The 14,975-nt window shown below is 65.6% G+C and carries 13 protein-coding genes; 10 read left to right on the top strand and 3 right to left on the bottom strand.

Annotation, left to right across the window (positions count from 1 at the left end):
• The first annotated feature begins 1 nt into the window (after position 1).
• The 3 genes from flaJ to MXA07_RS06280 all read left to right on the top strand — a co-directional run bounded on the left by flaJ (position 2) and on the right by MXA07_RS06280 (position 3,236).
• Complete coding sequence (gene flaJ, locus MXA07_RS06290; protein ID WP_247731193.1) at positions 2–1,723, top strand: archaellar assembly protein FlaJ; 1,722 nt, start codon at positions 2–4, stop codon at positions 1,721–1,723.
• A gap of 263 nt (positions 1,724–1,986) precedes the next feature.
• Positions 1,987–2,451, top strand: coding sequence for a FlaD/FlaE family flagellar protein (locus MXA07_RS06285; RefSeq protein ID WP_247731192.1), 465 nt, complete (start codon positions 1,987–1,989; stop codon positions 2,449–2,451).
• A gap of 281 nt (positions 2,452–2,732) precedes the next feature.
• Positions 2,733–3,236, top strand: a complete 504-nt coding sequence (locus MXA07_RS06280; protein ID WP_247731191.1) for a PadR family transcriptional regulator — start codon at positions 2,733–2,735, stop codon at positions 3,234–3,236.
• A gap of 199 nt (positions 3,237–3,435) precedes the next feature.
• Here MXA07_RS06280 and MXA07_RS06275 read toward each other — a convergent pair whose 3' ends face one another.
• Entirely contained in the window at positions 3,436–3,888 is a 453-nt protein-coding gene (locus MXA07_RS06275; RefSeq protein ID WP_247731190.1) for a DUF7112 family protein, read from the bottom strand.
• Positions 3,889–3,903: 15 nt separating this feature from the next.
• Positions 3,904–4,302, bottom strand: coding sequence for a 30S ribosomal protein S6e (locus MXA07_RS06270; RefSeq protein WP_247731189.1), 399 nt, complete (start codon positions 4,300–4,302; stop codon positions 3,904–3,906).
• A 344-nt stretch (positions 4,303–4,646) separates the two neighbouring features.
• Between MXA07_RS06270 and MXA07_RS06265 the strand changes: the two genes are divergently transcribed.
• The gene (locus tag MXA07_RS06265; protein ID WP_247731188.1) at positions 4,647–4,928 is read left to right on the top strand and encodes a WNWW family protein; all 282 of its coding nucleotides are present in this window, start codon (positions 4,647–4,649) and stop codon (positions 4,926–4,928) included.
• 88 nt (positions 4,929–5,016) lie between these two features.
• Positions 5,017–6,291: an MBL fold metallo-hydrolase gene (locus MXA07_RS06260; RefSeq protein ID WP_247731187.1), complete on the top strand. Its 1,275-nt coding sequence runs from the start codon at positions 5,017–5,019 to the stop codon at positions 6,289–6,291.
• A 97-nt stretch (positions 6,292–6,388) separates the two neighbouring features.
• On the opposite strand, the gene MXA07_RS06255 is transcribed toward MXA07_RS06260, so the two are convergent.
• Positions 6,389–6,976: a DUF7344 domain-containing protein gene (locus MXA07_RS06255; protein ID WP_247731186.1), complete on the bottom strand. Its 588-nt coding sequence runs from the start codon at positions 6,974–6,976 to the stop codon at positions 6,389–6,391.
• Between the two features lie 698 nt (positions 6,977–7,674).
• On the opposite strand from MXA07_RS06255, the gene MXA07_RS06250 reads away from it, so the two are divergent.
• The 5 genes from MXA07_RS06250 to MXA07_RS06230 all read left to right on the top strand — a co-directional run bounded on the left by MXA07_RS06250 (position 7,675) and on the right by MXA07_RS06230 (position 14,905).
• A complete protein-coding gene (locus MXA07_RS06250; protein ID WP_247731185.1) occupies positions 7,675–8,829 on the top strand; it encodes a S26 family signal peptidase in 1,155 nt (384 codons plus the stop codon).
• The gene (locus MXA07_RS06245) at positions 8,826–10,292 is read left to right on the top strand and encodes a DUF5305 domain-containing protein (RefSeq protein ID WP_247731184.1); all 1,467 of its coding nucleotides are present in this window, start codon (positions 8,826–8,828) and stop codon (positions 10,290–10,292) included. The genes MXA07_RS06250 and MXA07_RS06245 overlap by 4 nt, the downstream gene beginning before the upstream one ends.
• A gap of 388 nt (positions 10,293–10,680) precedes the next feature.
• Positions 10,681–12,354, top strand: coding sequence for a DUF1102 domain-containing protein (locus MXA07_RS06240; protein ID WP_247731183.1), 1,674 nt, complete (start codon positions 10,681–10,683; stop codon positions 12,352–12,354).
• A gap of 784 nt (positions 12,355–13,138) precedes the next feature.
• A complete protein-coding gene (locus tag MXA07_RS06235) occupies positions 13,139–13,783 on the top strand; it encodes a hypothetical protein (RefSeq protein WP_247731182.1) in 645 nt (214 codons plus the stop codon).
• 21 nt (positions 13,784–13,804) lie between these two features.
• On the top strand, positions 13,805–14,905 hold the full coding sequence (locus tag MXA07_RS06230) for a DUF1102 domain-containing protein (protein WP_247731181.1): 1,101 nt from the start codon (positions 13,805–13,807) through the stop codon (positions 14,903–14,905).
• The last annotated feature ends 70 nt before the right edge of the window (positions 14,906–14,975 follow it).

Genomic DNA, 14,975 nt, shown 5'->3' with positions numbered 1-14,975 from the left:
CATGTCTACGGCCGACCAGAACAAGCCGGACTTCGGCGCGCGTTCGATGTTTGCCTCGCTCTTGCGTGCCTACGAGACGATGGGGATGTCGATCCGTCGGTACCTCCTCGTCGTCATCCTCCCGGGCGTGCTGCTCTTCGTCGGGTCGTTGCTCGCTCCGTTTCTCGTCGGCGCCCCCTTCATCGTCGCCGGCCCGCTGGCGGGGCTCGGCCTGCTCGCGATCGCCATCGCGATCTTCTACCCGAAGCTGTCACAGGATCGCCGACGCAAACAAGTCAGGCAGCGCTTTCACCTGTTTCTGACCCACATCACCGTCCTCTCGATGGCGAACATGAACCGCGTCGAGATCTTTCGCATCCTGGCCGAAGAGGAGGAGTACCAGGCGCTGGCAGAGGAGATGGGCTACCTGGTGGCGCTGATCGACACCTGGAACCAGAGTCTCGACGACGCCTGCCGGATGCGTGCGAAGGAGGTCTCGAGCCCGCTGCTGTCGGACTTCTTCGAGCGGCTGGCCTACACCGTCGGCGCCGGCCAGGAGATCAGCGAGTTCCTCGTCGAGGAGCAGGACACGATGATCCAGCAGTTCGTCACGCGCTACGAGTCGGATCTGGCGAAGCTCGACGTGATGAAGGAACTCTACATGTCGATGATGCTGTCCGTCGCGTTCATCCTGGTCTTCGCGATCGTCCTGCCGATCCTCATCGGAATGAGCCCGACGCTCCTCATCGGCGCGACGATCCTGATGTTCACGATCGTCCAGGGCGCGTTCGTCTACGCGATCCACGTCGTCTCGCCGTACGACCCGCTGTGGTACATCAAGAAGACGGAGGGTGGCGGCCCGACGGAGCGCATCCCGCAGGCGCTGATCGTCGGCTTCGGCGGCTGTCTGCTGCTCGGCGTCGTCGTCCTCGCGATCCTGATCGGGGTCACGCCGATCACGCCGAACGAGATTCCGCGGCCGGTGCTGGCGGCCATCCCCGTGACGCCGCTCCTGTATCCCGGCTGGAAGATGCGAAGCGAGGAGAAGAAGGTCAAAGAGCGCGACCAGGAGTTTCCGTCGTTCATCCGGGCGCTGGGCGCCGTCGAGAGCGTCAAGCAGACCTCGACGTCGAACGTCCTCGAGTCGCTCCGGTCGAAGGACTTCGGCGCGCTGACGAAGAACGTCGACGCGCTCTACAAGCGACTGCACATGCGCGTCGACGACGTCCGCTCCTGGCGCCTCTTCGCGGCCGAGACCGGGTCGTACCTCATCCAGAAGTTCGGCGACATGTACGTCATGGGCCGGCAGATGGGGGGCAACCCGCGACTGCTCGGCCAACTCATCAGCACCAACCAGAGCCACGTCCTGAAGGTCCGCGAGCAGCGCCAGCAGGCGACGACGACGCTGACCGGCGTCCTCTACGGCATCACGGCGGCGTCGGTCTTCTCGTTCTTCATCGGCCTCGAGGTCGTCGAGATCATGATGGACATCACGGCCGAGTTGGACGTCTCCCAGGGGATGCCGGGCGGCCTCCTGCAAACCGGCCAGTACAACCTCGCCGTCATCGAGTACCTGCTGATCGCGACGATCCTCATCAACGCCGCCCTCTCGGCGGTCATGATCCGGCTGACCGACCGCGGCCACCTCATCTCCGGGCTCGTCAACTTCGTCTTCTTGACGTGGCTCGGCGCCGTCGTCGCCGTCATCACGGAGTACGTCGTCGGCGGCGTCATCAGCGTGTGAACCCGCGCCGATCTCGGGACCGCTCTCCCAGGGCCGTTCCCGATCGGCGAGCTCCCGACTCACCTGGCGACACCGCTGACACCTCACCGTGCCACCGATACGCTGGCCCGGCACCGCGGCGTCGACCGCCGGGGCCGTCGGCCGAGTGCGATGGCGCCTCGACCGACGGGAGAGGTCCCGGTTCAGCGCCCGACTCAGCGTTCGATACGACGCGAACCTACTTCATCGGCCCATCCAAGTAGCAGACGAGTGGAGCTTCGACGATGAGCCAGGACAGCTATCACCTCGAATCACTCGAACAGGCGGTCGGGCGCACAGATGCGACGATCCAGTGGGCTCGCTTTCTCGGCGAGACGTTCGGAACGACCGGCGCGCTCAACTGCCTGCGCTACTATCAGGATCTGGGGTGGATCAGTCCGCTGGTCCGCGAGCAGATGACCTCCTACCTCCGCGGCCTCTCGATGAGCGAGATCCACAACAAACGATACGACGAGCCGACGACGCTCGAGTATCCCCTGGAATCGCTCAGCGGCACGCTCTTCGGGGCACACGCACAGTCGCTCGAGTACATCTCCCGGATCAACGACGACGACCTCGAGGAACACGTCATGGTCGCGCGGATGGCCGAGCGGCGGGTCGATCGACGGATCGACGGAGACGATGCGGACGAGTCGGACGGCGGCGAACTCGTGAGCATCATTCGCGACGAACCGCCGGTTTCGGACTGACCGTGACCCGCGCTATCCGTCCGCTCAATTGACGAATTTTTCCTGACAGACAGGGATTCTGTCGGAATGCCTGTATTGATCGTCGAAAATCGGACTTGTAACCAACCGTTTGCGGGTATTTCAGGGAACTTTTAATAATTTCGCAGCGTACTCGAGGTATCAATGGACGATCGGTGGTGGGAATGGCCACGTTCTTTATACCTGATCGGTTCCTCGGGGCACCATACGCGGGACGAGCGCCGGACCCCCACTCTCCGCCTCGCCCGACAGGTGATCGGAACATGCGTGACACAACCCCCAACGAAACGACGTCCGTGCTCGACGGCTTTCAGGCCGAGCGTGCGGGCGATGACGCGGACAGCTCGTACGAAATCTCGATCGGCAGCGTCGACGACGCGACCCAGGACATCGAGGCGGACTTCGAGGAACTCATGACCCAGGTCCGGGCGGCGCTCCCGACCGACGACGTCCAGTTCGACGAGGCGATCGTCAAGGAGAACCTGGAGGAAGTCCTCCTGATGCTGATCTCGCTGCACGGCGAAACCCACGGGAAGGAGCTCCTCTCGGATCTCAGCAAACACTTCGGGACCCAGCTGAGCCCCGGGACCGTCTACCCGAGCCTCCACGCGCTCGAGGACGAGGAAGTGCTCTCGATGCACGCGAAGGTCCGGACCAAGGAGTACGCGATCGACGACGAGGAGGCCGTCAGAGGCCGCGTCGAGCGCACGATGGTCCAGCACCTCGCGTTCGGACTCCTGCTCTACGCGTTCCTGCCGGAACTGTAACGCCGTCGCCTTTTCGCCCGACGCGACCCATCAGACGAGCGACTGCCGTACCCCGTAGGGCTACTGAATCCACTCAGTGCCCTGCGTCCGGCTCCGCCAGGACCGACTCCGCAATCTCGGTCCGCCTCGATTCCGATAGGTTCGGCGACCGGACCGGAGATCGCCCGACATCGAAACGGGACTCGACGACACGTCCGCGTCAGGAATCGGAATTCGACGCGGCGCCGTCCAGCCGGTCGGCGATCCGGGAGAGCGAGTCGTCGGGCGGCGATTTCGCCGCGTAGACGGCCGACTCGCCGGGGGCTCTCGCGCCGTAGAGAAAGTCGGGTTCCACGACGTCGAGCAGCACCGACCCGCCGTCGACGTCGTGCACGTCGAGCCACTCGTCGAGGCGATCCGGTTCACCGCCGGGATCGCGGGCCGTCGACGGCGAGTCGTAGACGCCGGCGATCCGCAGATCGTCGCCGGTGAGGGCGCGATCGACGCGCGCGAACCGTTCGGTGCCGTCGAGGACGATGCGAATCACCTCGTCGTCGGGAAATCGCGATCGCTCGTCGCCCGGCAGTTCGATCCGCCGGCCGGTCGGCGTCTCGACGACGGTCGCTCTGACGGTCTCGATCGACGGGTGATCGCTCGAAATTCGATCGGTCACGAACCCGTCCCCGGATCAGTCCTCGTCCTCGGCCGCGCCGAGCTGTTCGTCGATCGGCGTCGAACCGGCCTCGGCCACGGAGACGTTGATCTGACTCACGTCGTCGGCGATCTCGCGCCCGCGGACGGTGATCCGACGCCGTTCGCCGTCGCGACGCTGCCGGTAGCCGGTCTCGGTCCCGTGCATCAAGACCGCCTTGAGGCTGGTGCCCGCGACGGATTCGTGCAGGGGCCGGCCCGTCTCGTCGGAGCCGCCCGTGATTTCGAGCGTGTAGCCGTCGAGGCCGAGCGCGCCGCCGTCGACCTCCTCGCCGACCGACTTGCCGATGAATCGATTCGCGTCCTGTCCGTCCGCTTCGAGCTGATACGCCCGTCCCGACTCGGGGTCGCCGAGGACGACGCTGAACGTAGCCATGCCCGGAGCAACTCGGTCGGCGCTCAAAAACCAATCGGAACAAACTTTTGCGCTGCGCTCTGCCGGACCGGCGCCAGCATCGCTGGCGCACGGTCCGCAGACGCTCGGCAAAACTTTGATGAAAAGCGCTCCTCCCTCCCCGCCAGCCGCGCGAAGCGCGGCTTCTCGGTCTGTCGTCGGCCCGCTCGCTCGGCCGCTGGCCTCGCTCGCGGTGAGCAATCGTAACGGCCGTCAGCCGTTCCCCGGGGAGCACGGTTCTCACCAACGTACGAACCGTGCTCCCGGCCGAGAACAAACGAGAGTTTGCCGATCCATCCAAGTGACCGCGGGCCCTACGACCGGTCGTGCCCATCGAACCCGGTCGGCTCGAACTTCGCCTGCGCGAGTCGTTCGGCGGGACGGTCGGCGAGTCCCGCGTCGTAGTCCGGCAGGCGATCGACCTCGCCGATAGCGGGCAGTACGAGGCCGACGTCGGCGTCGCCCTCTCGAACGACCTGCTCGTCGACGAACTCGCCGACGCGCCCGACGGGTCGCCCGCGGATCGGTGGAACTGGTGGGTAGGGGCGCTCGAGGTCGCCTACGGCGGGTACGGCCAGTTCGGGATCCAGCGGTATCGGACCGAGTAGAAATCTGTTTCGGCCGTTGGGCGACTGTCGGGTTCTCCGTGCGGGCGAACCGACGAACCCAAACCCCGCTCGGCCCAATCGAGTATCGATGGAACTGCGGTTTCTCGGCGGCGCGCGGGAGGTGGGCCGGAGTGCGATCTGCGTCGACGATCGACTCCTGCTCGACTTCGGCGCCGACTCGGGGAACCCCCCGAAGTATCCGATCGGCGATCCCGAGCCGGACGCCGTCGTCGTCAGTCACGGCCACCTCGATCACGTCGGGTCGATCCCGACGCTGCTCTCGGGCGCGGACCGACCGCCGGTTCACTGGACGCCGCCGACCCGTGATCTGGCGTTGCTGGTTCTCAGGGACACCCTGAAGCTGCGCGGCGGGACGTACGACTGTCCCTTCACGCGGACCGAAATCGCCCGACTCACCCAGGTATCGACGGTTCACGGTTACCGGGAGCCGTTCTCGATCCTCGGCGGCGCGGACGGCGAGGGGTACGACGTGACGTTCTACGACGCGGGCCACATTCCCGGGAGCGCGCACGTCCTCGTCGACGACGGCGAGACACGGCTGCTCTACGCGGGCGATTTCAACACCGATGACCAGCGCCTGCTCGCCGGGACGAGCGCCCGACCCGACGCGGACGCGGTGATCACCGAGTCGACCTACGCCGAGACGACGCGAGCGGCACGCGAGACCGTCGAAGCCGACTTCGTCGAGTCGGTGCAACAGACGATCTGGGAGGGTGGCACCGTCGTCGTCCCCGCGTTCGCGATCGGGCGCACCCAGGAGGTCCTCGCCAGCTGTGCCGCACACGGAATCGACTGCTACGTCGACGGGATGGGGACGCGCGTCACGGAACTCCTTCGACGGCCGGCGAACGAACCGTTCCTCCGCGATTCGGCCGAGCTCGCCCGCGCGAGCGCCAACGCCCGCGTGGTCGACGGCCGGGACGGGCAACGGCGACGGATCGCCGAGGGGTCGAACGTGATCGTCACGACGAGCGGGATGCTCCACGGCGGCCCAGCGATGACGTACGTGCCCGCGATCCGCTCGAATCCGATCAACAAGATCGCCTTCACCGGCTATCAGGTCGCGGGCTCGCCCGGCCGCGAGTTACTCGACACCGGGCGGGTCGACCTCGACGGCACGGTTCGCCCGGTCAGCGCGCGCGTCGAAGCGTACGACTTCTCCGCCCACGCCGACCGCGAGGGCCTCCGGACGTTCCTCGAGCCCTACCGGGATGCGAGGGTGCTGTGCGTCCACGGCGATCGCTGCGAGGCCTTCGCCGAACGCCTCGGCGCCGACGGATTCGACGCCGCAGCCCCCGCGCTCGGGGATGTAATTCGGATCGCCGACGGGGTGGAATCGTGACTGCGACAGGGTGCTGACCATCGGCGGCCCGGTCCACATCCGGTCCGTCCCGCCACGGCGGTCGACGAGCGCCGACGGTGCCGGTCGGCCGCCAGAATCAGTCCTCCACGGGCACGAAATCGGTATCCGCGAGACGACTCCCGTGCTGGTAGTAGGCGTGTGCGAGCGCCGAGACTGCGAGCATCAGAAAGCAGACGATCGAGACCGTCTGCCAGCCGACGGCCAGCGGATACAGGTCGAAGAACGTCGTCGCCACGAGGACGCCGCTGAGGGCCGTGACACCGAGGTAGTGGGCGTGCCACGGAATGTCGTTCTCCGGGACGTACTCCAGGTACATCTGGACGTGGTTCGCTCGATCGGTCAACTGCATCACGCCGCGGGACTTGTCGAACTCGATGATCCCGAGTTCGTCGAGTTTCGGGAGGTGCGTCTGTCGAAGCGCGGTGTAGACCGACTTTCGATCGTTGTACTCGACCTGGCCCTCCGCCTCGGGGTGTTCGGTCTTTGCGACGTAGTCGACGACGTCGCGGAGCGAGACCAGTTCTTCGTCGGTTTCTTTCAGATATCGGATGGTGCAGATCCGACGATGGTTGCTCAGGACGTCGAAGACCTGATCGCGACTGATCTCCGCGTCGGTCCCAGATCGGCTGCTCCGATCGGGAAGTTCGCTCGAAAGCGAGCTCACGCCGATCCCTCCGCCTGTTCTCGAGTCGACCCGAACCGGACGGTCGATTGGAACGGTTCAACGCAGGCGAGCCTGCGAGACCCGACTCGTTCGCGCCCCGGCCGAGCGGCCGACTCGATCGGCACGTCGCTCGATGATCGAATCATCATATACACATCTTTATTTTATCCTTTAGTTAATTAAATATACGAGGTTTGTTGGCGCGGATTGTCCAAACTGAACGCGATCAGGTGCGAACTGAGCGGTAAAAGGTCGTGAACAGAACGACTCCAAGCCGACGAAGCGGATCGGTACACTAATATCGGTGGCTATCGACAACACGCATCGGCAATATACTGTTGGATCTCGTGATTGGCGGACGATACTTCCAGTAGTGGTTCGAACGGTATCGACCGCCATCGGCGAGGAGGGGCCGGTGGTCGGTGGTCGGAATTCGTCCGGTTACTGCGAGCTTCGAACGAGACGGTCCCTAGTTCGAGGGAATTATTCCGATATTTATCAGGCAGCGGTATGGTAAAATAGGCATTTTACTCACTGCAACAGCGTATCGGACGGCCAGAAACGTTTTGTTCCCGTGAACTGTCGAGTAACCTTAAATCTCTCCCCCGGTAGTTATCGTATCGCGTGTGGGGCTGGGCCGTTCTCGGACCCGTGGGGTGCCAGTGGCCGGTTCGACAGCCTCGATCACCGAAGAATCGATGACACTACGAGATGCGATCGAATACGGGTTGCTCGCGCTCGGGGGGATTCTCGTCCTCTCGCTCGTCCTCGGCTCGGTACTCGGACAGCCGGTACTCTTCGCGTACGTCGAGACGGGGAGCATGGCGCCGACGCTCGAGCCGGGCGACGGCTACGTCGCGATCCCCGCCGCGCTGGCCGGCGAGGTCGAGACCGGGGACGTGGTGGCGTTCGAGTCGGAGTCGGTTCACGGCGGTTCCCTGACGACCCATCGGGTCGTCGACGAACGACCGACCGGGTACGTCACGCAAGGGGACGCGAACCCGTTCGTCGACCAGAGCCAGGGCGAACCGCCGATCACGGACGGGCAGATCGAGGCCGTCGCCCTCTCGGTCGACGGCGAGGTGGTGACGATCCCGAAACTCGGCGTCTTCGCCTCGACGACCGGGTCTGCGATCGGCTGGGTCGAGGGAGTCGTGGCTTCGCTCTTCGGCACCGAACGCCTCGGCCCGTCCCAGCTCATGGTCGTGCTCTTCGGCGTCGGCCTCGTGACGCTCGTCCTCGGCGTCTTCGACGGTGGCGGGGAGGACGGGAGAAGTGAGGCGAAAGGCAGGGATCGGACCCGGGACACCGGTTTCGACGAACGGTACCTGCTGGTCGCCTGTATCGGTCTGGTCTGCCTGGCGGCGACGCTCGCCATGGTCCTCCCGGCGGGCGGAGAGACCTACGGGATCGTAAGTTCCGAGGGCAACTCCTCGAGTCCGACGATCATTCCGGTCGGCGAGACGGACTCGTTTCAGTACCAGATCCACAACGGGGGCGTCGTCCCGATCGTCAGCTACCTCGAACCGGAGACGAACGGACTCGACGCCGAGCCATCGCGGTTCGAGCTCGGGCCGGGGGAGGGCGCGAACGCGACCGTCACGTTACACGCCGCCGACGAGACGGGCTATCACGTCGAAGCCATGCGAGAACATCGCTACCTGATCGCGCTTCCGCCGGGGGCGATCGATTCGCTGTACGCCATCCACCCGTGGGTGCCGTACCTGGCCATCTATGCGGTGCTTTCCGGCCCGCTCTGGCTCTTCTGGCGGGTCTTCGGGGACGGGAGCGACCGGATCCGGTCGCGGCGGCGTTCGCGATCGTCGAGCCTTTTCGACTGGTTACAATCATGACTACAAGGGAACGTGATCGACAGGACGTGCAGGGCGTGTCGGCGACGAGACGACTGGAGATACGACTTCGAGAGGTCCTCGATCGACGATTTCTCGCCGTCGTCGTCCTCCTCGGCCTCGTCGTACTCGGGGGTGGCTGGGTCGCCTACAACACGCACGTCGACCCGGGGACCGAGGAGACGACGGCGGTCGTCGGATCCTGGTCCGAGGAACCCGAGCTGAGCCACCAGGCGCGCGTCCAGGCGGACAACCCCGTCTTCGAGACGGGAACGGTGCGCGCCGATCGCCCGCTGTACTTCACGCGGCTGATGCCGGAACTGGAGGGGCTCTACGCGTACGCCTACGACGGGTCCGTGACCGACGGGTCGCTCTCGGTCGAGGCGACCAGTTACCTCGTGATCCGCGCCGTCGACGGCGAGGAGACGCTCTGGCAGGAACGCGAACGGCTCGAGACGACGTCGGTCGACGGCGTCGAACCCGGAGCGGCCGTCCCGCTTTCGTTCACGGTCAACGTCTCGGAACTCGACGCGCGGATCGGATCGATCGTCGCCGATCTCGGGGCCGATCCCGGAACGACGGAAACGTCGGTCGTCGTCAAGACGACCGCCTCCGGAACGATCGACGGCAAGCAGGTGGCCAACGCCCACGAGGCGACCTACAGCATCGAGCGCAACGACGGTAGCTACGCCGTTACGACGGAGACGAGCGGTCTCGGCGGCGGGGAGTTTACGCGGACGGTCACGACCGAGCGGACGTACGGACCGCTCCGTTCGTTCGGCTCGCTCGCGGCGCTGCTGTTCGGCGTCGGCGCCCTCGCCTGGGTCGTCCACGGCCGTCGGACGGGAACGCTCGGCCCCTCGCGGGAGGAACTCGCCGCGCTGGAACTCGCGCAGGAACGCGCCGAGTACGACGAGTGGGTCAGCCGCGGGCGGATCCCCGTCGGGGAGCTGGAGGGCCCGACGATCGAGGTCGAGTCGCTCGAGGACATCGTCGACGTCGCGATCGACAGCGACCGGCGCGTGATCGAGGATCCGACCGCCGAGGCCTACTACGTGGCGGATCGCGGCGCCGTCTACGTCTACGAACCGGCGGAGTTCCCGGGAGCCGACGAGGCGCTGCCGGCCCCCGCCGACGACGCCGAACCGATCGAGATCGATCCCGAGACGACCCTGGACGAACCGGTCGAAGCCGAGCCCGAGGCGATCCTCGACGACGTGGAGTCGGATCGAGCCCGCCGGGACAGCGCTCCGGCCGCGGGCAGTCGGGTCGCCGTCGACGGCCCCGGAGCGGACCAGGCGTCACTCGAGGCGCTCTTCGCGGACGTCGAAACGTGGGAAGACGAACTCGTGACGCCCGACGCGAACGGGGCGTCGTCCGGCGGCGACTCCGACTCGTCGAATGCGGCCAGTCCGCCCATGGAGCCGGATGGCGGAACGGAGCCCGACGCGACCGATCACGGCTGACGCGGTCGGTCGACACCCACCCGAACCGACCGATCGCCGCTGGCACGAATCCGACGGCTCCGTCGACTCGAATCCACTTCGACCGCGCCCTTCACCAGCTGGAGACTGGCCGGCTCCGCACCGCACAGGGTGAGTCAGTAGCCGACCAATCCGACGTTGTCGGTGCCGCCAGCGCCGAACGAACGGCGTTGTTGCCGATTTTCGGTGGTTCGTTCCCTCGCGGCAGCGCGGACGCTCGGCTCGGCGGTGGGCGACCCTGTCCGACGACAACGGCTCGATGGTGCGAACGGGCCGCGGAGAAACGAGTCTATACATACCGGGTCGAATCACGTGGGTTCTCGAACGAGTCGTGTCGTGCGGCAAGCGCAGCGACACGTCCTCACCAACCATGAAACGACGAAACTTCCTGATCGGCGCCGGCTCTGCCTCCCTCGGCGGCGGAGCCATCGTCGGATCGGGCGCGTTCAGTCGCGTCGAATCGGACCGGGCCGTCTCCATCGCGGTGGCGGAGGACCCGAACGCCTACCTCGGATTGGACAAGTGTGACTCGCCAAACGGCAGTTACGCCCACCTCGACGACAACGGCCACCTCAAGATCTACATGGACGAGGACAACCCCACGCGGGACTCGACCCCGCTCGGGGCAGGAATCAACTCGAATTCCACGAGTTACTTCCACAACGTCTTCCAGATCTGTAACCAGGGCAAGGAATCGGCCTGCATCTGGATCCAGGACGACGATAACTGGCCCACGTACGAGGGCGACCGCCGCGTCGAATTCTACCTCGGCGCCGACGACGAGGCCTCGATCGTCGGCGAGGGTAACGCCGTCTCGCTCGACGTCGGCGAGTGCATCTGCGTCGGCATCCGCACCAAGAGCTACGGCCTCGAGGAGGGCGATATGCTCCTCGACGCACTCGACAACGACGTCACCATCGTCGCCGACGTCGACGGCGACTGTAGCGACGACGGCGGCGAAGAACCACCCGAATGTACCGAACCGAAGGAGAAGACGTGGTCCGACCTCGTCGACGAAGAAGAAGGCGGCGGCCCGGTCGTCCTCATGGGACTCGACTCCGAGGACGGCGCCGGGACGGGCGGCCACGGCGATCCGGCGGATCACGCCTCGATGGTCGAATCCATCCTCGACGACGTGACCAACGGCGGCGATGGGATTCTCGTCCTCGGCGGCGACCCGGACGCCTCGGGCAGCTTGGTCGACGACTACTGGGAGGGCGATCTCGGGAACGCGCCGAACGTCGACGAGACCGTCACGTTCGTCTCCGAGAGCTCCGAGATCGAGTCGGTCGACTTCGACGGGTACGCCATGCTCGGGATCCCGAGCAGCTGTTTCGAGATCACTGCCGGCGTGACGAACGCCCAGAACGCCGCGATCAAGAGCCGCGCGGACGACATCTCCGACTTCGTCAACAACGGGGGCGGCCTCCTCGGGAAAACCCAGGAGGACCTCGACGAACCGTGGGCCTACGCCGATCCGTTCGGCGAGTTGCAGAACCGGGAGATGGGCTGGAATCAGTACGACTCGGTCACGGTCGAACAGGCCGGGCTGGACATGGGGCTCACCCAGAACGGCATGAGCGGCTGGTGCTGTTACCACGAGACGTTCCCCGAGTACCCCGACTTCTTCGACGTGTTACTCACGCGCGACGACGGCGGGCTCGGTGACGGCGAGGCCGGCGCGATCGGCGGGAGCGCGGTCGTCATCCCGCGGGTCGTCTCGTTCGAGGCGACCGGCGCGTCGATCGTCGAGGTCGGCGATACCCAGTCGTACGCCGTCTCGCTGTCCAACGAGGGCGAGGAATCGGAAGGCGAGGTCGAGATCCAGGTCGACGACCCCGACGGCGTCGTCGTCGCCGACTCGCTCCCGGACGACCCCTTCGAACTCGTCGACGGCTACGACGGCTCCTACGAGTTCAGCCTCGAGTGCACCGACCCCGGCGTCCACGAGATCGGGCTCTCGGTCGTCGGGACCGACGGCTCCGAGATCACCTCGATCGTCGTCGACGTCGAGTGCATTCCGGCCGACCCGGGCCTCTGTTGAGAGCCGGGCCGGTCGTCCGTTCGAGAACGGTCGGTGATTCGTCCGGCAGTCCCGTTCGGCGGCTTGTCCGACCGGCCGATCTGCAACTCGAACCGGTGGACCGACGGTTCACCCACCCGATCGGGTTCGCAGATCGGCCGCGGTGCGGATGAATGCTGACCGCGTCCGTCGTGCAGTTGGTCGCGTCTATTACGATATCTCCGTCACCCGATACGGAGCGGTGGGACGAGGCGGCGACGTGATGGGGATGAACTGGCTCGGTGTCGAACAGAACCGGTGTCGTTTCCCGGCAACCGCCGTCGGATCGCCCGAACAGTCCGTGACTCGAGGGAGTGTGGGATGGATCCCGTCGGAGAGACGGCGGGACGCTACGCGCCCCGGCCTCAGTCCCGCACGCACGTGAAACAACGAACGGACTGTGACACGTGAACAGCGGAACTGACGGTAGAGTCGCAACCAGGGCGGTGAAGCCTCGTCCAGGACAGTTGCCGTGACGATCGGGCCGAAACGAGCGCGATCGTGATCGCGTTCGAGGATCGGTCGTCGCCGATCGATGCCATCCGCGTCGACAGCGTTACTCCATCCGCCTCAAATCGGACAACTAACCGAATATTGTTGCCATTCAGGCGGGGTTCAGCCGAAACCATCCGGAGTGTTCTGGATACCACTCGGTCGTTGGTGGTCCATCTACGTGCAATTTCTTACGGGGGGTACACGCCTGGTCTGAACCAGGCACGGGGGCTGGGGATTGCCGGTCTGGACCCGTGCGACACGGAGATCAACCATGAAACGACGCAACTTCCTGGTCGGCATCGGCGGTACAGCACTTGGCGGCAGCGCGCTCATCGGTTCGGGCGCGTTCAGCCGCGTCGAATCGGATCGTGCGGTCAGCATCGAGGTCGCGCCCGACGACGAGGCCTACCTCGGGCTCGTCCCGCTCGATACGAAGAACAGTGAGAACTACGTCGCGCTCGACGAGAACGGACACCTCTACGTCCAGATCGACGGCGAGGGTAACCAGCAGGGGAACTCGGGAGAGGAACCCAACCTCGGCGAAGGCGTCAACTCCGACTCGACGACGTACTTCGAGGGGATGTTCGACATCTGTAACAACGGCAAGGACACGGCGACGATCTCGATCGACGTCACGGATCTCGACTTCCACCCGTCCGCGCCCGAGGGCATCAACGAAGAGGGGTCGCCCATCGTCGACGTGCAGGACGAGGACGGCAACTCGATCGTGATGGACAGCGAGGACGACTGGGAGGCGCCCGGCTACGAGCCGCTCGAACTCGAGGTCGGCGAGTGCGAGACGATGCGCATCGTCACGAAGACCTACGGCGTCGACGCGACGGCCGACGAACCGCTCATCGACGGCAGCGTCACGATCGTCGCCGACGCGCCGGGCGCGGGCGAGGTTCAGAGCTGATCGATCGACGTTTCATCTAGCATGCAACGAAGAACATTCCTCGCGGGCGTCGGTAGCACCACCATCGGTGCGAGCGCGCTCGTCGGAACCGGCGCGTTCAGTCGCGTCGAATCGGACCGGGCCGTCTCCATCGCGGTGGCGGAGGACCCGAACGCCTACCTCGGATTGGACAAGTGTGACTCGCCAAACGGCAGTTACGCCCACCTCGACGACAACGGCCACCTCAAGATCTACATGGACGAGGACAACCCCACGCGGGACTCGACCCCGCTGGGTGCCGGAATCAACTCGAATTCCACGAGCTGGTTCCACAACGTCTTCCAGATCTGTAACCAGGGCAAGGAATCGGCCTGCATCTGGATCCAGGACGACGATAACTGGCCCACGTACGAGGGCGACCGCCGCGTCGAATTCTACCTCGGCGCCGACGACGAGGCCTCGGTCGTCGGCGAGGGTAACGCCGTCTCGCTCGACGTCGGCGAGTGTATCTGCGTCGGCATCCGCACCAAGAGCTACGGCCTCGAGGAGGGCGATATGCTCCTCGACGCGCTCGACAACGACGTCACCATCGTCGCCGACGTCGACGGCGACTGCGGCCAGACGCCGACGTGTCCGCATCTCTACGGTGAATACGTCTGTACGACCTACGAGCAGGACGGTGACGGCTACAAGCGAACGGGCACGGAGTACACCGTCGGGAACGACGGCGCGGGCTCCGGCGCGAGCGTCACCTACGACCTCGCCATCGCCGACTCGCCCGGCGAGTTCCGTTCGGATCACTCGCTCGGATCGTCGACGTCGGAGATCCGCTCCGGCGACGCGAGCGTCCCGCTGGCAGGACTCCTCTTCTGGGAGTCGGGATCGGAGTGCAACCCGCTCGCACAGACGTGGGCGCAGTACAAGACGGAGAACGGTCTCGAGGACCTCGCCGACTGGTACTCGACGGAGGGTCACGGCGTACCCGCGGAGGCGCCGTCCGACGTCGACGACGACCTGCTCGTCGTCGAGGTTGACCTCCCCGCGGAGGGCGAGCCGGACGAGACCATCTCGCCGGAACAGTATCCCGAAATGAGCGACGAGGCGTCGGCACAGGGCTGGCGCACCTGCGACGAACAGCACTGACCTCTGACCGTCGCTTCGAATCGATCCGAACGACCGCAGCGTCGTCCGATCGGATCGACCCCGAGGGCCG

It is taken from the genome of Halovivax limisalsi, assembly GCF_023093535.1.
Lineage (GTDB): Archaea > Halobacteriota > Halobacteria > Halobacteriales > Natrialbaceae > Halovivax > Halovivax limisalsi.
The sequence above is the reverse complement of the archived record's forward strand: the minus strand, read 5'-3'. Positions and strand labels throughout refer to the sequence as shown.